Source organism: Sphingomonas fuzhouensis (assembly GCF_034659795.1).
Lineage (GTDB): Bacteria > Pseudomonadota > Alphaproteobacteria > Sphingomonadales > Sphingomonadaceae > Sphingomonas > Sphingomonas fuzhouensis.
On record NZ_JAXSQY010000002.1, the window covers coordinates 367,704 to 389,204 of the forward strand.

The window sequence follows — 21,501 nt, forward strand, 5'->3', positions numbered from 1 at the left end:
GCAGGTATCCTTCGCAAGGCGCATCGGAGCGGATACTGCCGTCAGGCCCGCTGCGCGCAAGAGCGATCGGCCGGACGCGGCCGGTCAAGCGGTGGCGAGCAATCCCGCCATCCGCTCGGCATGCGGACGCCAGTCGATACCCCGTGCATCGAGCCATGCATCGTTATAATAGGTGCAGCCATAACGCTCGCCGCCATCGCACAGGATGGTAACGATCGACCCCGGCCTGTCCTGCTCCGCCATCTCCGCGATCAGTTGCGCACAGGCGATCAGGTTCGTGCCGGTCGAGCCCCCGACCCGTCGCCCCAGCCGTGCCGACAGGGCCCGCATCGCCCCGATGCTGGCGGCGTCGTCGACCGCGATCATCCGGTCGATGACCGAGGGGATGAAGCTGGGCTCGACCCGCGGCCGCCCGATGCCCTCGATACAGCTCGCGCACCCCTCGGGCAGCGACAGCGCCGCGCGGTCGGCGAAATGGCGGTGGAAGACCGAATGGACCGGGTCCGCAACGCAGAGCCGCGTCGGGTGCCGCTGATAGGCGATATAGCGGCCGATCGTCGCCGACGTGCCGCCGGTCCCCGCCCCGCACACCACCCAGTCGGGAATGGGATGTTCCTCGGCCGACATCTGGGCGAAGATGCTCTCCGCGATATTGTTGTTGCCGCGCCAGTCGGTCGCGCGTTCGGCATAGGTGAACTGGTCGAGATAATGGCCGCCCGTCTCCGCCGCGAGGCGGTGGGCGACGTCATAAACGGTGCGTGGATCGTCGACGGGGTAGATCTCGCCACCATGGAAACGAATGGCATCGAGCTTGGGCGCGGCAGTCGAGGCGGGCACGACCGCGATGAAACGCAGGCCCAGCATATGCGCGAAATAGGCTTCGCTGACCGCCGTCGAGCCCGAGGACGATTCGATCACGCAGGTATCCGGCCCGATCCAGCCATTGCACAGCGCATAAAGGAACAGCGAGCGCGCCAGCCGGTGCTTCAGGCTGCCGGTCGGGTGGCTGCTTTCGTCCTTCAGATACAAAGTGATGCCGGGATAGCGCGGCAGTTCGACCCGGATCAGATGCGTGTCGGCCGAACGGTTGAAGTCCGCCTCGATCCGCCGGATCGCCTCGGCCCGCCAGGCACACAATGCCGCCTTGTCGCGTTCACCGGTCATCAAAGCCCCCCTTCGTCGCCATCATCGTCGCGGCCTGCCCATAATGGCGAAAGCCGGATTTGGGAACGCGGCGTTCCGCCCAAATCCATGGTCTTGCGGGCGCTTTCCCCTTCGCCCATGCTGGCGGCATGATCGTGTCCCGCCGCTCCGCCCTTGCCGCCGGTCTCGCCCTGCTCGCCGCGCCCGGCCTCGCGGCACAGACGACCCCGCGCCTGCGCCGCCTGTCGCCCAGGCTGGACCGGATGATCGCGCCCGGCACCGAGCCGGAGGTCATCGCCACCGGTATCCGCTGGGCCGAGGGACCGGTCTGGGTAGCGCGCGGCGGCTATCTGCTCTTTTCCGATCCGCCCGCCAATATCGTCCGCCGCTGGCAGCGCGGGCGGGGCGTGTCGGTCGTGCTCGATCCCTCAGGCGCAGCGGGCACCGACCCCGCGCTGGTCCGCGAGCCCGGTGCCAATGGGCTGGCGCTGGATGCGAACGGCGCGCTGCTGATCGCCAATAGCGGCGGGCGCAGCATCGACCGGGTCGATCTGGCGACGGGCCGCCGCACCGTGCTGGCCGACCGTTATGCGGGCAAGCGGTTCAACAGCCCCAATGACCTGCATGTCGCCAGGGACGGTTCGATCTGGTTCACCGATCCGCCCTATGGCCTGAAGGATGGCGACACATCACCGCTGAAGGAGCAGGCGGTCAACGGCGTCTATCGACGGCGGCCCGATGGCGGGGTCGATCTGATCGACGGCACGCTGACCCGCCCCAACGGCATCGCGCTGTCGCCCGACGAGCGCCGACTCTACGTCTCCGTCTCGGACGAGGCGGCGCCCCGGATCATGGTCTATGATGTCGATGCGCGCGGGCGGGTGGCCGATCGCCGCGTGTTGCTCGACGCGCGGGCGATGCTGGCGGCGGGCGGCGCGGGCCTGCCCGACGGGATGAAGGTCGCGCGCGACGGCACGCTGATCTGTTCGGTGCCGGGCGGCATGATGCTGATGACCCCCGAGGCCGAGCCGCTGGGGATCATCGAACAGGGGTCGCCGATCGCCAATTGCGCATTCGGCGAAGACGGCCGCGCGCTGTTCCTGGCCGCGAACGACCATATCCTGCGGATTACGCTGCAGCCCGGCTGGCAGGGTGAGGGCTAGAGAAGGATGACATGAGCTGGAATCGTCATTGCGAGCGTAGCGAAGCAATCCAGAGCGTCTTGCCCGGACACTGGATTGCTTCGCTCCGCTCGCAATGACGGATTGGGTTAAACTGACGTCATCCTGCTCTAAACGGGCTCGCCGCCGTCCGGACCGACCGTTGCGGATACGGGAATGGCGATGGTGCAATGTACCCCGTCCGCGCCCAGGCAATAGGTCGTTCGCGCCCCCAGTTGATAGGGCAAGGCGCGTTCGATCAGTTCGCGCCCCTGCCCCGTGCCCGTCGGCCAGGCTCCCTCAAGCGGCATCCGGACGCCGCTTTCGCGCCAGTCGATATGCAGCCACGGCCTGCCGCCCGGTCCGTCCGCCTCCAGGGACCAGCCGATCGCCAGCCGCCCGCCCTCCTGTCCCAGCGCGCCATATTTGATCGCGTTGGTCGCCAGTTCATGGATCGCCATGGCCAACGTATGGATGGTCGAGGACCGCAGGCGAACCCCGGCCGGGCCGTCCAGCGTGACCGACTCGGTACGCCCGTCCATCGCGACGAGTTCGGCATGGATCAAGTCTTCGAACGAAACCCGGTCATGTTCGTCCAGCCGCGACAGCAGCGCCTGCACCCGCGACAGCGCATCCAGGCGGTCGTCGAAGCGCGCGCGGAAATCGGGCAGGCTGGTCGCGCCGCGCGCCGTATTGTCCGCGATCGAACGCACCACGCCCAGCAGGTTGCTGGTCCGATGCTGCAACTCGGCGATCAGCACCCGCTGCAACGCCTCGCTACGGCGCAGTTCGGCCTCGGTCTTGCGCCGTTCCGACAGGTCGGCGGTCACCGCCAGCAACCGATCGGGCTGGCCCCCGGCGTTGCGCAGGACCGAAAGCGTGCTGCTCGCCCACACCCGCGAGCCGTCGGGGCGGACATAGCGTTTGTCGAGCGTGGCGGGACGCTCGCTCGACATGGCCTCGGCGATCGCGTCCAGGCTGGGCAGCAGGTCGTCGGGATGGGTGACATCGGCCACGCGCCGTTCCAGCACCTCCTCACGCGGGCGCCCCAGGATGCGGCACAGCTCGTCATTGACCCGCAGGAACCGGCCATCCAGCGACAGCACCGACAAGCCGACCGGCGCGGTGGCGAAGATCGCCCCCAGCTGTCGTTCGGTCTCGGCCAGTTTGACCTGTACGACCTCTTCGCGAAGCCGCAGGATTTCGGCCTGTGACTGTTTCCACTCGGTGATGTCGCGCGTCGTGGTCGCGACGCCGTCGCCCAGCTTCACGACCGTCTGAAAGAACCAGCCGTCAAACTGTTCGTGGACATAATGATGTTCCGCCTGTTCGGGCAGGCCGGTTTCGGTCACGCGGCGAAAAGCATCGAATATCCCCTCTTCGACCACGCCGGGATTACGCTGCAACAGGCTTTCGCCGCGCACCTCGCCATATTTGCGTTCCGAGGTGTGGTTGTTCAGCACCCAGCGGAAATCGACGATCGCACCGGACGCGTCGCGGATCGCCTCGAACACCTGGATCATGTCGGTCGAGGCGTCCATCGTCGCCTGGAGCAGTTCAGGACTGGCCTGAAATTCGGCGTGTCGCTCCTGCATCGATCCCTTCATCCTCCCCGCCGGGACGACGGATCACCGAGTCCCCTCGGATCGGGCTTCTAGCATCATCGGCATCGAAGGTAATCCGCCGTCCATCCCGCCATAGCGACGACATCCCCCAGGGCGCCAATGCATAGAATAAGCCCGCTTTTATTGCGATTGACTCGCATATTCATAGCGATTAATTCGCGGTCGCAACGAAATAGGGGGTTTCATGATCTGGGTTCGGGCGGCCTTAGCCATATTCTTGTCGTCGACGGCGGCCCCCTGTCTGGCGCAGAGCCAGTCGCCACAACAGCGCACCGACACGGACGCGGCCGAGACGGGCAACGACATCGTCGTGGTCGGGGAAAAGGCCGACCGAACCCTGCGCGACACCCCGGCCAGCGTCGCGATCACGACGGCGCAGACCATCGCCAACCAGAATCTGCTGGATGTCTATGACGTGCTGCAACGTACGCCCAACGTCTCGGTCGGGGCCAACCGGACCAGCTTCACCATTCGCGGCATCGATGCGTTCAACGTGTCCGGCGCGGGCGATGGTGCGCTGGCCAGCGTCTATGTCGACGGCGCGGTGCTGCCCCGCGCGGCGCTGAATACCGGCCCCCTCGACCTGTACGACATCGCGCAGGTCGAGGTGTTTCGCGGGCCGCAATCCACGGTGCAGGGGCGCAACGCGCTGGCCGGGGCGGTGGTCATCCGCACGACCGATCCCAGCTTCGACTGGAGCGGCAAGGCCAGGGTGATGCTGACCGGCCCCGATGGCCAGCGCCGCGCCGCCGCTGCGCTGGGCGGGCCGATCCTGGGCGACCAGATCGCGTTCCGCGTCGCGGGGGAGGTCGCGCGCTCGGACGGCCTGCTCTATAACACCACGCTCCACCGCGACGCCGATCCGCGCCAGTCGGAAACGGTGCGCGGCAAGCTGCTCGTCACACCCGATGCCCTGCCGGGGCTGCGGATCATCGCGACCTATCTGCATGATCGCCATGTGCGCGGCGCCTATTCCTCGGAATTCGACGCCCCCTATACGCCCGAGGAGCGCATCGTGACCGAGGATGTGGCGACCAATACCCGCACCCTCAGCGACATCGCCACGCTGGAGGCGCATTACGCGCTGGGCGGCGGCTTCGACCTGAGTTCGGTTACCAACTATTCCAACGTCCGCGCCCGCTATATCGCCGACCCGGACCGCAATCCGACGCCCGGCCAGATGAGCCTGACCCGCGATCCCAGCAAGACGGTGCAACAGGAACTGCGCCTGGGCATCGACCTGCCCTGGGTGCAGGGCCTGATCGGCGCCTATTATCTGCGCGAGGACAATCGCGACTATCGGTTCGAGGCGACCCAGAACATGAACCTGACGCGGCTGGGCGTGGATCGCCAGTTGCTGGCGCTGGGCCTGTCGCAACCCTTGGTGAATACGGTGCTGGGCCTGTATGGCGGCGTCGTTCCGATCAAGAATCTGCTGACCCAGCCGCGCCTCACCCGCAATCTGGCGGCGTTCACCGACCTGACCTTCCCGCTGACTGCCCGGCTGAAGCTGCGTGCGGGGCTGCGCTATGACAATGAGCGCCAGTTGCGCGGGGCGAGCCAGTCGGTGGTGCTGAACGGCACCCTGCCCGACCCCTCGCGTCTGCCGGTGCCGGCGCTGGCGCCGATCGTGACCCGTCTCAACGCGTTGCTCCAGGCGACGGCGGCGGGGGCGACCAGCGTTCAGCCGATGCGCGCCGTCACCTATGACGCATGGCTGCCCAAGCTGGGGCTGACCTGGGACGCGGCCGCCAATATCGGGCTGAGCGCCACCGTCCAGCGCGGCTATCGCGCAGGCGGGGCCGGGATCAATCAGCAGCGGGGGCAGGCCTTTACCTATGCGCCCGAATATACCTGGAACTACGAACTCGCGCTGCGGTCCGACTGGTTCGACCGCAAGCTGAGCGTCAACGCCAATGCCTATTATATCGACTGGCGCGACCAGCAGGTGTCGGTCCAGTTGACCCCCGGCGCGGTGTTCGACACCCAGGTCGTCAATGCGGGCAAGTCGCGCCTCTACGGGTTCGAGGCGGAACTGCGCGCGCGGCCGACCCGCACGCTCGACCTCTATGCCGGGGTCGGGCACAGCCGGACCAAGTTCCTCGACTTCACCGTGCCGATCGGCACCGCCAAATGGTCCGCCACCGGCAACGAGTTCGCCAATGCCCCGCACTGGACCGCCTCATGGGGCGGCACCTGGCGCAGCGCGGGCGGGCTGTTCGCCAATATCAACGCCACCTATCGCGACGCACTGTTCCAGAGCACCATCGACCAGACGGTGCGCGACATCCGCCCGATCACGCTGGTCAATGCCAAGCTGGGTTGGCAGGGGCCGCATTTCGGGGCGTTCCTGATCGCCAGCAACATCTTCGACCGGCAGCAGCCGACCTCCTTCTTCACCGATTTCGACGGTCGGGTCCGCGGCACCATATCCGAGCCGCGCATCCTGGGCCTGAGTTTCGAAGGACGGTTCTGACCCATCCGAATGTCGGACATATAAATCGCCGCCCTGCCTTGCCATCCCCACAACAGACCGTAGGCTTGTTCGACTAAAAGATACGGGAGTGGATGCATGGGCAAGGACGGGGGCGGGATCAGCCGTCGACAGGCGCTCGCCGGGGTCGCCGCCGGGGCCGCGATCACCGGCGGGCTGACGCTGGGGGCGACGGGCGCAGCGGCGGCGCGGTCGGACATGCTCGCGCCCCGTCCGCCGATGGGGTGGAACAGCTGGAACAGCTTCGCGACCACCATCACCGAGGCGCAGGCGCGCGAAACCGCCGCGATCATGCGCGCCAAGCTGCTGCCCTTCGGCTATGACGTCTTTACCGTCGATATCCAATGGTATGAGCCCAAGGCATCCAGCTACGAATATAATGCCGCGCCGGTGCCCGCGATGGACGGCTATGGCCGGTTGATCCCGGCGCCCAACCGTTTCCCGTCGAGCGCGGACGGATCGGGCTTCACCAGGCTGGCGGCGGACATCCATGCAATGGGCATGAAGTTCGGCATCCACCTGATGCGCGGCATCCCCCGGCTGGCGGTCAGCAAGAACCTGCCGATCCTGGGCACCCGCTACCGCGCCGCCGACATCGCCGACACCAGCAGCATCTGTTCGTGGAACCCGGACATGTACGGCGTCGACATGACCAAGCCCGGCGCGCAGGCCTATTATGACAGCGTCTTCGCGCTTTATGCGTCCTGGGGCGTCGATTTCGTCAAGATGGACGATATGAGCCGCCCCTATGACGCCCATGCGCCCGAGATCGAGGCGGCGCACAAGGCGATCGTCAACAGCGGCCGTCCGATGATCCTCAGCCTGTCGCCCGGCGAAACCCCGCTGTTTCGCGGAGCCCATGTCCGACGCTTCGCGCAGATGTGGCGCATCTCGGACGATTTCTGGGACGAATGGTCGATGCTGGAGGCGCAGTTCACCCGGTTGGAGAACTGGACGCTCTATCGCGGGCCGGGCGGCTGGCCGGATGCCGACATGCTGCCGCTCGGCCGCCTGGCGCTGGGCAAGCGCGACACCAAGTTCACGCCCGACGAGCAGCGCACGCTGATGACCCTGTGGTTGATCGCGCGCTCGCCGCTCATCATGGGGGGCGACCTGCGCTATCTGGATGCGCCGACATTGGCGTTGCTGACCAACCGGGCGGTGCTGGCGGTCAACCAAGCCTCGACCGACAACCAGCCGCATTTCGTCGAGGACGGCGCGCGCATCTGGTCCGCCAAGCCCGAGGGCGCGCCCGGCGACCGCTATCTGGCGCTGTTCAACACCGGCGACAAACCCAAGGAAGTCGGTCTGGCTTTCCACTATCTGGGTTTGAGCGGCGAGATGGGTGTGACCGATCTGTGGAGCGGCGCATCGCTGGGCCGCGCCAAGGGGCGCTTCGCACAGATGCTGCCGCCGCATGGATCGGGGCTGTATCGCCTTCGGGCCTGAATGAACGAACCGTTGGAAATCGGCCATGCCATGGCGGGGAGGGCGGTGGCATGACGCCTGCGCCCCATTCGAGGATCAGGTCCATGTCGCTTTCCCCTCGCCTGTTGCCCGCCCTGTTGCTGCTCGCCGCCCCCGCCATGGCGCAGGACCGCCGATCGGTGGCCGAGCCGACCCTGCCGCAACAAGGCTGCACCAGCCTGTCGCCGGACGGAGCCGATTGGCGGACGGAGACGCGGCGGCTTCAGGCGGCGATCGACCATTGCCCCTCGGGCACCGCCGTTCGCCTGGTCGCGGGGCCAGGCGACGGGCGGTTCGTCAGCGGCCCGTTGCGCATGAAATCGGGCGTGACGCTGTGGCTCGATCGCGGCGTGACCCTGATCGCCGTCCCCGATCCGCGCGCCTATGACCGGGGGCAAGGCCTGTGCGGGACGATCGCGGCCAAGGGCAATGGCTGCCTGCCCTTCATCAGCTTCGACGGCACGCGCGGCGGCGGCATCGTCGGGGACGGCGTGATCGACGGATCGGGCGGCGCGATCATGGCGGGGCAGAGCGAAAGTTGGTGGCAACTCGCCCGGCAAGCCCAACGCGAAGGCGGCAAGCAGAACAACCCCCGACTGGTCGAGGCGGATCATGCCCGCGATCTGGTCTTCTATCGCACGACCTTCCGCAACGCGCCCAACTTCCACATCGTGCTGAACGACGTGCGGGGCGCGACCTTCTGGGGCGTGCGGATCGACACGCCCGCCGATGCGCGCAACACCGACGGCATCGATCCGGGCGCGTCGCAGGACGTGACCATCGCGCACAGCTTCATCCGGACCGGCGACGACAATATCGCGATCAAGGCGGGGCACGGCCCGACCCGCTATGTCTCGATCCTCGATGATCATTTCTATGCCGGTCACGGCCTGTCGATCGGCAGCGAGACCAATGCCGGGGTCAGCGACATCCTTGTGCGCAACGTGACGCTCGACGGCACGACCTCCGGCCTGCGGATCAAGAGCGATGCCAGCCGTGGCGGGCTGGTGACGCGGGTCCGTTATGAGGGGATATGCCTGCGCCACAACCAGCGGCCGATCGATTTCGACACCCGCTATGACGCATCCGCGCAAGGGGGTGCCATTCCGGTCTATCGCGACATCGTCCTGAACGGCGTGACCGGCGGCGACGGGACCCTGGTGCTGCGCGGTCATGATGCCAGCCATCCGCTGGAGGTGACGCTGGACGGCGTCCGCTTCGATCCGACAGCGGTCTGGCAGGTCGAGAACGCGCATATCACCACCGGTCCGGGCGGCGTATCCCCCACGCCGCCGGGCCTGGCTTCATCGCCTGTTCTCGCCGGAACCACGCCGGATTGCACGGCGTCCTGGGTGCCCTTTCCCAACGATCGCTAGCGTGGTGACGGGTGGACAAATCGCTCGCCCACAATAGCCTGCGCCCAGACGACCACCGAACACCGCCATAAGCGGGACGGACGGTCGCGACGATGCGGGAGAGGACGAGCATGAAGAGACTGAGCGCATTCGCGGCCGCCGGGCTGGCGCTGACCGTTGCGGCGGCGGGGGTCGCCCGCAATCCGCAATTCCAGGGCGCGGACCCGCATGCGATCATGATCGGCAAGGAACTTTGGGTGTTCCCCACCGGCGGGCCGGGGGGAAGCTGGGCCGCCGATCGCTTCGGCGCCTTTTCCAGCCGCGACCTGAAGACGTGGCGTCCGCGCGGCGAGTTGATCCGGCGCGACCAGATAGGCTGGATCAAGGATGACGGCGCGCCCGAGCATTTCCTCTGGGCCCCCGGCGTCGCGACCCGGAACGGCAAATATTATCTCTATTACTCGGTCGGCCCGCAGAACCCGACGCCCAGCCGGATCGGCGTCGCCGTCGCCGACCGCCCCGAGGGCCCGTATCGCGACAGCGGCCGTCCGCTGATCACCGGCGACACACGCTTCGAGGCGATCGACCCGATGGTCTTCACCGATCGCAAATCGGGCAAGATCTATCTCTATGCGGGCGGCAGCGCGGGCGCGCGCCTGCGCGTCTGGGAACTCAAGCCCGACATGGTGAGCATCGCACGCGAGGTGACGGTCGCCAACCCGCCCCAGTTCACCGAGGGGGCGTTCATGCATGAGCGGGGCGGCATATATTACCTCTCCTACAGCCATGGCCGGTTCAACGGCCCCGATTATTCGGTGCATTATGCCACCGCGCCCTCGCCGATCGGGCCATGGCGCTATCGCGGCGCGATCCTGACCAGCGATGACCGCCATCAGGGGCCGGGACATCACAGCTTCGTGAAGACCCCGGACGGCCGCTGGCTGATCGTCTATCACCGCTGGGACCGCGCGCCCGGCCCCGGCCCGTTTCAGGGCGAGCGGGTCGTGGCGATCGACCGCATCACCTATGCCGCCGATGGCAGCATCCGCCCGGTGCGCATGACCGATGGCGATGCGCCGATCCTGCCGCGTCGCGACTGAACCTTGCCCCAGGTTAATTCGCATTAACCATCTGAATTAATTCCGAAAACGGTGCCCACGCATCACGCGCCAAACTTTGCGGTTAGAGTTTGCGTAAGGGGAGGCTGCGTGTCGGCGCAAGCAAAGCCATCACCGCGCCCCCCGACCCGGCATCCATGCCGGGGCATGACGACATGCAATGGGAGGAACAGGCCATGCAGACCGAGATCATCGCAAAAGCGACCGGCACCACCACCACGACCAGCGCCAACGTCATCGAGCTGAACGCCCCCAGCGTGGTGCGGCTCGACCTCGACCGGTCGCAGGTCGCCACGATGGAGCGCGAGGGCAATGACCTCCTCATCCGCCTGACCGATGGCCAGACCATTCGCATCGACAATTTCTATGACCAGCAACAGGGCAAGGTCAGCGACCTGGTGCTGCGCGAAGACCAGGGTAGCCAGTGGCTGGCGCACCCCTCGGCGAGCGGGGCGGGGCGGTTCACCGCGATCACTGATCTCGACGATCTGATGGGCGCGGCGGCAGCGGCGCAGGGCGGTGGATCGTCCTTCATCCTGCCCGCCGTACTGGGCGTGGCGGGTGTCGGCGGGCTGGTCGCGGCGGTTTCGGGCGGGGGCGGCAACAATCGCAACCCGACCGATGGCGCGTCCGCCGACACCCAGCCCCCCGCCCAGCCGACCGCCACCTTCACCGCCAACGGCGCCAGCGTCACCGGTCGGGGCGAGGCGGGCGCGACGATCCGCGTGACCGACGGCAGCGGCAATGTGATCGGCTCGGGCACGGTCGGGGCGGACGGTAATTTCACCATCCCGGTCAACCCGCCCCAGACCAACGGCCAGCCCGTGACTGTCGTCCAGAGCGACGCCGCAGGCAATGTCTCGCCCCCCGCCACCATGACGGCGCCCGACATCACCCCGCCCGCCACACCGACCGCGGCGATCACCGGCGACGGCCGGACGATCACCGGCACCGGCGAACCCGGCGCGACCGTGACGGTCCGCGACGCCGCCGGACAGGTGCTGGGCACCGCCGTCGTCGGGGCACAGGGCGGCTATACGCTGACCCTCGCCACCCCGCAGGCCAATGGCGGGACGTTGACCGTGACGCAAAGCGATCCGGCGGGTAACGTCTCGCCCGCCGCAAGCCTTGCCGCGCCGGACATCACCCCACCCGCCGTGCCAAGCGCGACGATCAACGGCACCGGCACCAGCATCACCGGCACCGGTGAGGCGGGCGCGACCGTCACTGTCCGCACCGCCGCCGGACAAGTGCTGGGCACCGCGACCGTCGATGCGCAAGGCGGCTATACGCTGACCCTCACCACGCCTCAGGCCAATGGCGAAACCCTGACCGTCACGCAGAGCGATCCCGCCGGGAACGTCTCCCCCGCCGTCACGCTGGCGGCACCCGATATCACGCCGCCCGCCGCGCCCAGCGCCACCCTCTCCGCCGATGGCACGACGGTCAGCGGATCGGGCGAGGCCGGTGCGACCGTGCGTGTCGTCGGCCCGGACGGGCAGCCGATCGGCACCGTGACCGTCGCGGCCGATGGCAGCTATACGGTGACGCTGACCACCGCGCAGACGGGTGGCGGCGTGCTGGTCGTGACCCAGACGGACGCGGCGGGCAATGTCTCGCCGACCACCCAGATCGCGGCCATCGACGCCGATCCAATGCCGCTGCCGACCGCCGAGATCGACGCGCAAGGCACGACCATTTCCGGCACCGGCGAACCCGGCGCGACCGTGACGGTCCGCGACGCCGCCGGTCAGACGATCGGCGAGACGATCGTCGATGCGGACGGCACCTATATCCTGCCGCTGGCCACGCCCCAGGCCAATGGCGAGACCCTGACCGTCACGCAGAGCGACGGGGCAGGCAACACCTCGCCGACCATCACCCTGACCGCCCCCGATCTGACCGCGCCCCTCGCACCGACGGCGGATATCACTGCTGACGGCACCGCGATCACCGGCACCGGTGAACCCGGTGCGACGGTGACGGTCCGCGACGGCGCGGGTCAACCGATCGGCGCCACAACCGTCGATGCGGCGGGCACCTACACCCTGCCGCTGACGACGCCCCAGGCCAATGGCGAAACGCTGACCGTGACGCAGAGCGACGCGGCGGGCAACACCTCGCCCGGCGTCACCATCAACGCCCCCGACATCACCGCCCCCGCCGCACCGACCGTCACGATCGCGGGCGACGGCACCGCGATTACCGGCACCGGTGAGCCCGGCGCGACCGTGACGGTTCGCGACGCCGCCGGTCAGCCGATCGGCGCGTCCACCGTCGATCCGGCGGGCACCTACACCCTGCCGCTGGCCACGCCACAGGCCAATGGCGAAACCCTGACCGTCACGCAAAGCGATGCGGCGGGTAACACCTCGCCCGCCGTCACCATCAGCGCGCCCGACACGACTCCGCCCGTCGCCCCAACCGCCACGATCGCAAGCGATGGTGCCACGATCACCGGCACCGGCGAACCGGGCGCAACGGTCACCGTCCGCGACGGCGCGGGTCAGCCGATCGGTGCCGCCACCGTCGATCCGGCGGGCAATTACACCCTGCCGCTGGCCACCCCGCAGGCCAATGGCGGCACGCTGACCGTCACGCAAAGCGATGCGGCGGGCAATGTCTCGCCCAGTACGACCGTCGTCGCGCCCGACATCACCGCGCCTGCCGCGCCCAGCGCCAGCGTCAGCGCGGATGGCACGTTGCTGACCGGTATCGGTGAGGCCGGAGCGACGGTGCAGGTCGTCGATGCCAGCGGCCAGCCGGTCGGCTCCGCGACGGTCGGGACGGACGGCCAGTTCAACGTCGCGCTGCCCGCCGGAGTCGCCAATGGCCAGACCCTGTCGGTCGTCCAGACCGACGCGGCGGGCAATGCCTCGCCCGCGACCGCGACGATCACCCCCGATCTGGTCGCCCCCGCCGCGCCGACCGTCACGCTCAGCGCCGATGGCACCAGCATCAGCGGCACGGGTGAGGAAGGCGCGACCCTGATCGTCCGCGCGGCCGATGGCTCCGTGCTGGCCAGCGTGACCGTGCCCGCCGGGGGCGGTTTCAGCGCAACGCTGACCACGCCGCAGGCCAATGGCGAGACGCTGAGCGTGACCCAGGTCGATGCGGCAGGCAATATCTCGCCCGCCGCGACCGTGATCGCGCCCGACATCACGCCGCCCGCCCCGCCCATCGCCACGCTGTCGGCCGATGGCAGCGCGGTCTATGGCAATGGCGAACCCGGTGCCACGGTCCGCATCGTCGATGGCACCGGCACGGTGCTGGGCAGCGCGGTCGTGGGCGCGGACAGCAGCTTCACCCTGCCACTGACCCCGCCGCAGACCAGCGGCCAGACCCTGTCGGCCATTCAGACCGACCCGGCGGGCAATTCGTCGCAACCCGCGACGGTCGCCGCCCCCGACTTGACCGCGCCCGCCGCCCCGGACGCGACCATCGCCGCCGACGGGACCAGCGTGACCGGCACCGGCGAACCCTTCGCGACGGTGCGGGTGCGCGATGCCGATGGAACGGTGATCGCTACGGCGGTCGTAGGTGCCAATGGCGGCTTCACCGCGCCCCTCTCGCCCGCCCAGGCCAATGGCGAAGCGCTGTCGATCGACCAGACCGATCGCGGCGGCAATATCTCGCCCGCCACAGCGCTGGTCGCGCCCGACATCACCGCGCCGATCGGGCTGACCGCCGCGATCAGCGGCGACGGCGCGATCGTCACCGGTTCGGGCGAAGCGGGGGCGACCGTCACCATCCGCGATGCGACCGGCACCGTGATCGGCACCGCCACCGTCGCCGCCAATGGCAGTTATAGCGCGACACTGACCACGCCGCAGACCAATGGCGAAACCCTGCAGGCGACGCAGGCCGATGCGGCGGGCAATGTCTCCGCCCCCGAGACCGTCATCGCCCCCGACACGACGCCACCGCTCGCCCCGACCGGGTCGGTCATTGACAATGGCGCCACCCTGTCGGGCACCGGCGAGGCGGGTGCCACCGTCACCATCCGGGCGGCCGACGGCACGCTGCTGGGCAGCGGCCAGGTGGGTACGGACGGCAATTTCGCCGTCGCGCTGACCCCGGCCCAGGCCAATGGCCAGAGCCTCCAGCTCGTTCAAACCGATGCGGCGGGCAATGCCTCGCCGATCGTCACCGTCGCCGCACCCGACATCACCGCGCCGACCGGCCTCACCGCCGCCATCAGCGGCGACGGCGCGATCGTCACCGGCTCCGGCGAAGCGGGCGCGAGTGTCACCATTCGCGACGCGACCGGCACGGTGATCGGCACCGCCACCGTCGCCGCCAATGGCAGTTATAGCGCGACACTGACCACGCCGCAGACCAATGGCGAAACCCTGCAAGCGACGCAGGCCGATGCGGCGGGCAATGTCTCCGCCCCCGCCACCGTCATCGCCCCCGACACGACGCCACCGCTCGCCCCGACCGGGTCGGTCGTCGACAATGGCGCCACCTTGTCGGGCACCGGCGAGGCGGGTGCCACCGTCACCATCCGGGCGGCCGACGGCACGCTGCTGGGCAGCGGCCAGGTGGGTACGGACGGCAATTTCGCCGTCGCGCTGACCCCGGCCCAGGCCAATGGCCAGAGCCTCCAGCTCGTCCAGACCGATGCGGCGGGCAATGCCTCGCCGATCGTCACCGTCGCCGCGCCCGACATCACCGCGCCGACCGGCCTCACCGCCGCGATCAGCGGGGACGGCGCGATCGTCACCGGCGTCGGCGAAGCGGGTGCGACGGTCACGATCCGCGATCCCATCGGCGCGATCATCGGCACCGCCATCGTCGGCACGAACGGCAGCTATGTCGCCGTGCTCACCCCCGGCCAGGTCAACGGCCAGACGCTGCAAGTGACGCAGGCCGATGCGGCGGGCAATGTCTCTGCCCCGGTGGCCCCGGTTGCTCCGGACCTCACCGCCCCGCTGGCGCCGCTCGGCACCATATCGGCGGACGGTACATCGGTGAACGGCACCGGTGAGGCGGGCGCGACCGTCACCGTGCGCAGCGCCACCGGACAGCTGTTGGGCAGCGCGGTGGTCGCCGCCGATGGCAGCTTCGCCGTCCCGCTCTCGCCCGCGCAGACCAACGGCCAGACGCTGTCGGTCGTCCAGGCGGACGTGGCAGGCAATGTCTCGCTGCCGCTATCGCTGACCGCGCTCGACACCAGCGCGCCGGTCGGCCTGACCGCGAGCGTCGACGGCACCGGCACCATCGTCAGCGGCCAGGCGGAGGCGGGCGCGACCATCACCGTGCGCGACCCGGCCGGAACGATCATCGGCACCGGTATTGCGGGCGCGACCGGCGCCTATGCGCTGACCCTGACCACCGCCCAGCTGAACGGTCAGGTCCTGCAAGTGACCCAGGCCGATGCCGCCGGGAACACCTCGACGCCCAGCCCGGCCACCGCGCCGGACATCACCGCGCCGGACGCGCCCCTCTTCACGCTCGACGCGCGCGGCGCGAATGCCGGGGGCACCGGCGAGGTCGGTGCGACGGTCATCTTGCGCGATGCCGGCGGCGCGGTGATCGGCACCGGCACCGTCGGTGCGGATGGCAGCTTCAGCGTGCCCCTGTCCCCGGCCCAGGCCAATGGCGGGGCGGTCAGCGCGACGCTGACCGACGCGGCGGGCAATGTCTCGACCGCCACCGCCATTACGGCCCCCGACATCACCCCGCCCGCCGCGCCTGTCGCGACACTGAACGCGACCGGCACGATCGTCAGCGGCCAGGGCGAAGTCGGCGCGACCGTCACCGTGCGCGGCCCGGATGGCGGCGTGCTGGGCAGCGCGATCGTCGGGCCGCAGGGCGGCTTCACGGTCATCCTGTCGGCGGCCCAGCTGAACAGCCAGGTGCTGAGCGTCACCCAGGCGGACGTTGCCGGGAACCCCTCGCCCATCACCACGGTCACGGCGCTCGACCGTACGCCGCCGGACGCGCCGGTGGCCACCATCTCGGGCGACGGAGCCACCGTGACCGGCACCGGCGAGATCGGCGCGATCGTGACGATCACCGATCCGGTCGGACTGGTGCTGGCAACGGTGCCGGTGGACGCCACTGGCGGCTTCAGCGTGACGCTGCCCAGCGCGCTGACCAACGGCCAGGTGCTGACCCTGACCCAGGCGGATGCGGCGGGCAATGTCTCGGCACCGGGCAGCGCGACCGCGCCCGACCTGATCCCCAACGACACGCCGCCCGCCCCCACCGCGACCGTCGGAGCCGACGGCGCCAGCGTGTCCGGCACCGGGCAGCTCGGCACGACGATCATCGTGCGTGACGCAAATGGTGCCGTGATCGGCAACGTCCAGGTCGCGGCGGATGGCACCTACACCGCCACGCTGACCACGCCGCAGCGCAATGGTGAGACGGTGCGGGTGACGCAGACCGATGCCGATGGCGATGTCTCGCCCCCCGCCACCGCGATCGCGCCCGATCTGACCCCGCCCGCCCTGCCCGTCGCCACGATCGACACGACCGGCGCGATCGTCAGCGGCACTGGTGAGGTCGGTGCAACGGTGCGGATCTTCGACGGCGGCGGCACGCTGCTGGGCAGTGCGATCGTGGGCACGGGCGGCGCCTATGCCGTGACGCTCGCCACGCCGCAGACCAACGGCCAGCCCCTGACCGTGGTGCAGAGCGATGCGGCGGGCAATCCCTCGCCCGCCGCCGCCCTGACCGCACCCGACCTGACCGCGCCGCTGGCGCCGATCGGCACCGTTTCGGGTGACGGCACCACCCTGACCGGCACCGGCGAGGTGGGCGCGACCGTCACCATCCGGGGCGTCGGCGGGGCGGTGATCGGCACCGCGATCGTCGATGCCAATGGCGGCTTCACCGCTACGCTGACCCCGGCCCAGGCGAACGGCCAGCTGGTGACGCTGACTCAGGCCGATGCGGCGGGCAATGTCTCGCCCATCGCGCAGGCGATCGCGCCCGATATCACCGCGCCGATCGGGCTGACCGCCGCGATCAACGGCGCGGGCAGCCTGGTCACCGGCCAGGGCGAGGCGGGTGCGACCGTCACCATCCGCGATGCGGGTGGTGCGGTGGTCGGCACCGCGATCGTCGCCGCGAACGGAACCTACGCCGCCATCCTGACGCCGCCACAGGTCAATGCGCAGGTCTTGCAGGTGACCCAGGCCGATGCGGCGGGCAACGTCTCGACGCCCGCCAGCGTGATCGCACCCGATCTGACCGCGCCTTTGGCACCGATCGGCACCGTCTCGGGTGACGGCACTACCCTGACCGGCACCGGCGAGGTAGGCGCGACCGTCACCATCCGGGGCGTCGGCGGGGCGGTGATCGGCACCGCGCTGGTCGATGCCAATGGCGGCTTCACCGCCACGCTGACCCCGGCCCAGGCGAACGGCCAGACCGTGACGCTCACCCAGGCGGATGCGGCGGGCAATGTCTCGCCCATCACCCAGGCGACCGCGCCCGACATCACCGCGCCGGTCGGCCTGACCGCCGCGATCAGCGGTGCGGGTAGTGTCGTGACCGGCCAGGGAGAAGCGGGCGCGACCGTCACCATCCGCGATGCGGGTGGCGCGGTGATCGGCACCGCGATTGTCGCGGCGAATGGCAGCTATGCCGCGATCCTGACGCCACCGCAGGTCAATGCGCAGGTCCTTCAGGTGACCCAGGCCGATGCGGCGGGCAACGTCTCGACGCCCGCGACCGTGATCGCCCCGGACCTGACCGCGCCATTGGCGCCGGTCGGCACCGTCTCGGGCGACGGCACCACCCTGACCGGCATTGGCGAGCCCGGCGCGACCGTTACCATCCGGGGCGTCGGCGGGGCGGTGATCGGCACCGCGCTGGTCGATGCCAATGGCGGCTTCACCGCCACGCTGACCCCGGCCCAAGCGAACGGCCAGACCGTCACGCTGACCCAGGCGGATGTGGCGGGCAATGTCTCGCCCATTACCCAGGCGACGGCGCCCGACATCACCGCGCCGATCGGGCTGACCGCCGCAATCAACGGCGCGGGCAGCCTGGTCACCGGCCAGGGTGAAGCGGGCGCAACCGTCACCATCCGCGATGCGGGTGGCGCGGTGGTCGGCACGGCGATCGTCGCGGCGAATGGCAGCTATGCCGCGACGCTGACGCCGCCACAAGTCAACGCCCAGGTGCTTCAGGTGACGCAGGCCGATGCGGCAGGCAATATCTCGACGCCCGCCAACGTCACCGCACCCGACCTGACCGCCCCGCTGGCGCCGATCGGCACCGTGTCGGGCGACGGCACCACCCTGACCGGCACCGGTGAGCCCGGCGCGACCGTCACCATTCGCGGCGTCGGCGGGGCGGTGATCGGCACCGCGCTGGTCGATGCCAATGGCGGCTTCGTCGCCGCGCTGTCCCCGGCCCAGGCGAACGGCCAGATCGTCACGCTGACCCAGGCGGACGCGGCGGGCAATGTCTCGCCCATCACGCAAGCGACCGCGCCCGACATCACCGCGCCGGTCGGTCTGACCGCCGCGATCAACGGCGTCGGCACGCTGGTCACGGGTCAGGGTGAAGTCGGCGCGACCGTCACCGTGCGCGATGCGCTCGGCAATCCGATCGGGACGGCGATCGTCGCGGCGAACGGCAGCTATGCCGTGACCCTGACCACGCCACAGGCCAATGGCCAGGCGCTGACCGTCGCCCAGGCGGATGCGGCCGGAAACGTCTCGCCTACCCAGCCGCTGACCGCACCCGATATCACCCCGCCCGCCGCGCCGGTGGCGCTGGTCAACGGCACGGGCACGGTCGTCACCGGCACCGGCGAGGTCGGCGCGACGGTGCGTATCCTCGATCCACAGGGCCAACTGGTCGGCAGCGCGGTCGTGGGCGGCGGCGGCACCTATAGCGCCACGCTGACCACGCCGCAGGCCAATGGCCAGGCGCTGACCGTGACCCAGGTCGATGCGGCGGGCAATGTCTCGCCCCAGACGCCGGTGGCCGCGCCCGACATCACGCCGCCCGCCGCCCCCACCGCTGCGATCAACGCGACCGGTACGATCGTGACCGGCCTGGGCGAGCCCGGTACGACGGTGGAGGTCCGCAATGCCGGGGGCACCATCATCGGCTCCGGACTGGTCGGCGCGGGCGGCGGCTATGCCGTCACGCTCACCAGTCCGCAGGTGGCGGGCCAGACGCTGGCGGTCGGCTTGCGCGACGGGGCCGGCAATGTGTCGGGCACGGTGGCGGTGATCGCGCCGTTCGACATCAGCGCCTTCGACAATGTCGCCTCGGCACAGGTCGATCTGTTGCCGGTGCAGACCAACCAGAACCTGGGCGGCGCCAATTACACCGCGCTCGTCTCGCTCGGGCTGGTCAATCTGAACGCGCAGGTGCTGGCCATTCCCAATGTCCAGTTCACCGTTCAGCAGGGCCATACGCTGGATGCGACCTTCACCTATGACGCCACCCTGTCGCTGGGCGTCGCCAGCGGCTATTCGGTGGTGCTCCAGCGGTTTAACGGGACCAACTGGGTCGCGGTGAATGGCGGCGGCAATTCCTCGCTGCTGGAGGTCAGCCTGCTGGGCGGCAACCTTGTCGCCACGGCCGGTGATCTGGCACCGGGCCAGTACCGGGCCTTCGTCACCTTCGACAATACGCTGGGCGTCGGCCTGCTCGGCGGGCTCCGCGTCACCGGCGTCGATTCGGACTTCACCGATATCGGCCAGGTGATCCCGGCAACGACCAACGGCAACGTCATCACCGATCCGGGCCCCACGGGCCAGGTCGATGTGGTCAGCCCGCAGACCCGCGTCGAAAGCGTGACGCTGAACGGCGTCACCACCGCCGTCACGGGGGACGATACGCGGGTGGTCGGGCAATGGGGGACGCTGATCATCGATCGCGATGGCAGCTACAGCTATACCCCCAATGCCGATGCCGCCGTGCTGGGCAAGACCGATCGCTTCACCTACACGCTGCTCGACGCGAGCGACGGCGAGCGGGAAAGCGCGACCCTGACCATCGCCATCGGCAGCCCGGATGTCACCGGCACGCCGATCGCGGTCAATGACGTGGCCACCGCCACCGCGACCTTCGCCAATGTCGTCGAAACCATCCCGCCCGCGATCGACTCGACCTTCGGTACCCCCACCGCCGTCCTCCTCGGGGGCGCGCAGACGGGGCGGGTCGTCGACAGCTTCACGGTCGAGCCCAACAGCGTGGCGAACGTCACCCTGACCGCCGCGATCGCGCCGGGCCTGGCCTTGCTGCCCAGCTATACGATCACCGTCACCAATGCGGCGGGGGCGGTGGTCGGCACCGCATCGGGCACGGCGGTCGCCGGGGTCGGCGGGCTGATCGGCTCCGGCCTCACCGTGACGATGAACGGGCTGCCGTCCGGCACCTATAACTACACCGTCACCAGCACCAACACGCTGGGCGCGGGCTATACCACCAATGTCTATGTCGGCGAGACGGTCACCCATCTCGACCGCTTCACCCTGACCGGCACGACCCCGGTCAGCGGCGACCTGCTTGCCAACGATACGCTGGGCAGCCCCTTCCTGGGGGTCAAGGTGCTCGTCGGCGGCGGTTTCGTCGAGGTGGGTGAGACGCCCCTGACGGTGACCGGCACCTATGGCACGCTGACCATCAACGAGGTCGGGCAATATAGCTATCAGCCTTCGACCCGCCTGACCTATGCCGGGACCGACCCGATCGACAGCTTCACCTATCAGATCGTGCAGCCCGACGGGCAGCTGTCGACCGCCCGGCTGGACGTGGCCGTCGACATCAACAATGGAGTCGCGCCCGTCTTCCCGGCGACGCTGACCACGCTGGCCGTGGAGGAGCCGCTGCACCTGCATGGCGATGTCGTGCCCATGACGCTGGCCGTCGAACATGACGCCGCCGTGCCGATGACGGCGGATCATGCCGACACCCAGCTCGCGCTGTCGCTGATGGAGGGGCAAGGCAGCGTCGAGGACGTGCTGTCCCGCTATCTCGACGCCCATAGCGTGCCGAGCGAGCCGGTGACCGAATCGACACATGACGTTTCTGTTATGCCGATAGTTACCGATACCATTGCCGAGGCTCCCGTGCCGCAAGACCCGCTGGGCTATCTGTCCGTTTCGGTCGATCCGGAGCAGGAAAAGCTCGCCACGATGCACCTGGTCTGACCATCTT

At 69.2% G+C, this 21,501-nt stretch carries 8 protein-coding genes; 6 read left to right on the forward strand and 2 right to left on the reverse strand.

What is annotated here, in order from left to right; genetic code table 11:
- Positions 1-84: 84 nt before the first annotated feature.
- The gene (locus U1H82_RS06220) at positions 85-1,164 is read right to left on the reverse strand and encodes a PLP-dependent cysteine synthase family protein (RefSeq protein ID WP_322964055.1); all 1,080 of its coding nucleotides are present in this window, start codon (positions 1,162-1,164) and stop codon (positions 85-87) included.
- A gap of 128 nt (positions 1,165-1,292) precedes the next feature.
- On the opposite strand from U1H82_RS06220, the gene U1H82_RS06225 reads away from it, so the two are divergent.
- Positions 1,293-2,306, forward strand: coding sequence for an SMP-30/gluconolactonase/LRE family protein (locus U1H82_RS06225; RefSeq protein ID WP_375339501.1), 1,014 nt, complete (start codon positions 1,293-1,295; stop codon positions 2,304-2,306).
- Between the two features lie 128 nt (positions 2,307-2,434).
- Here U1H82_RS06225 and U1H82_RS06230 read toward each other — a convergent pair whose 3' ends face one another.
- A complete protein-coding gene (locus U1H82_RS06230) occupies positions 2,435-3,898 on the reverse strand; it encodes a sensor histidine kinase (RefSeq protein ID WP_322964057.1) in 1,464 nt (487 codons plus the stop codon).
- Positions 3,899-4,112: 214 nt separating this feature from the next.
- Between U1H82_RS06230 and U1H82_RS06235 the strand changes: the two genes are divergently transcribed.
- From U1H82_RS06235 to U1H82_RS06255, 5 genes are all read left to right on the forward strand, one after another.
- Positions 4,113-6,404: a TonB-dependent receptor gene (locus tag U1H82_RS06235; RefSeq protein WP_322964058.1), complete on the forward strand. Its 2,292-nt coding sequence runs from the start codon at positions 4,113-4,115 to the stop codon at positions 6,402-6,404.
- A 96-nt stretch (positions 6,405-6,500) separates the two neighbouring features.
- On the forward strand, positions 6,501-7,871 hold the full coding sequence (locus U1H82_RS06240; protein WP_322964059.1) for a glycoside hydrolase family 27 protein: 1,371 nt from the start codon (positions 6,501-6,503) through the stop codon (positions 7,869-7,871).
- An 83-nt stretch (positions 7,872-7,954) separates the two neighbouring features.
- Positions 7,955-9,265, forward strand: a complete 1,311-nt coding sequence (locus U1H82_RS06245; RefSeq protein ID WP_322964060.1) for a glycoside hydrolase family 28 protein — start codon at positions 7,955-7,957, stop codon at positions 9,263-9,265.
- A 110-nt stretch (positions 9,266-9,375) separates the two neighbouring features.
- A complete protein-coding gene (locus U1H82_RS06250; protein WP_322964061.1) occupies positions 9,376-10,344 on the forward strand; it encodes a family 43 glycosylhydrolase in 969 nt (322 codons plus the stop codon).
- Positions 10,345-10,538: 194 nt separating this feature from the next.
- On the forward strand, positions 10,539-21,494 hold the full coding sequence (locus U1H82_RS06255; protein ID WP_322964062.1) for a BapA/Bap/LapF family large adhesin: 10,956 nt from the start codon (positions 10,539-10,541) through the stop codon (positions 21,492-21,494).
- The last annotated feature ends 7 nt before the right edge of the window (positions 21,495-21,501 follow it).

What these genes read in the sequence shown, in the direction of transcription:
- U1H82_RS06245 (WP_322964060.1), top strand. Translation starts at nt 7,955, where the DNA reads ATGTCGCTTTCCCCTCGCCTGTTGCCCGCCCTGTTGCTGCTCGCCGCC.
- U1H82_RS06255 (WP_322964062.1), top strand. Translation starts at nt 10,539, where the DNA reads ATGCAGACCGAGATCATCGCAAAAGCGACCGGCACCACCACCACGACC.
- U1H82_RS06250 (WP_322964061.1), top strand. Translation starts at nt 9,376, where the DNA reads ATGAAGAGACTGAGCGCATTCGCGGCCGCCGGGCTGGCGCTGACCGTT.
- U1H82_RS06225 (WP_375339501.1), top strand. Translation starts at nt 1,293, where the DNA reads ATGATCGTGTCCCGCCGCTCCGCCCTTGCCGCCGGTCTCGCCCTGCTC.
- U1H82_RS06230 (WP_322964057.1), bottom strand. Translation starts at nt 3,898, where the DNA reads ATGCAGGAGCGACACGCCGAATTTCAGGCCAGTCCTGAACTGCTCCAG.
- U1H82_RS06240 (WP_322964059.1), top strand. Translation starts at nt 6,501, where the DNA reads ATGGGCAAGGACGGGGGCGGGATCAGCCGTCGACAGGCGCTCGCCGGG.
- U1H82_RS06235 (WP_322964058.1), top strand. Translation starts at nt 4,113, where the DNA reads ATGATCTGGGTTCGGGCGGCCTTAGCCATATTCTTGTCGTCGACGGCG.
- U1H82_RS06220 (WP_322964055.1), bottom strand. Translation starts at nt 1,164, where the DNA reads ATGACCGGTGAACGCGACAAGGCGGCATTGTGTGCCTGGCGGGCCGAG.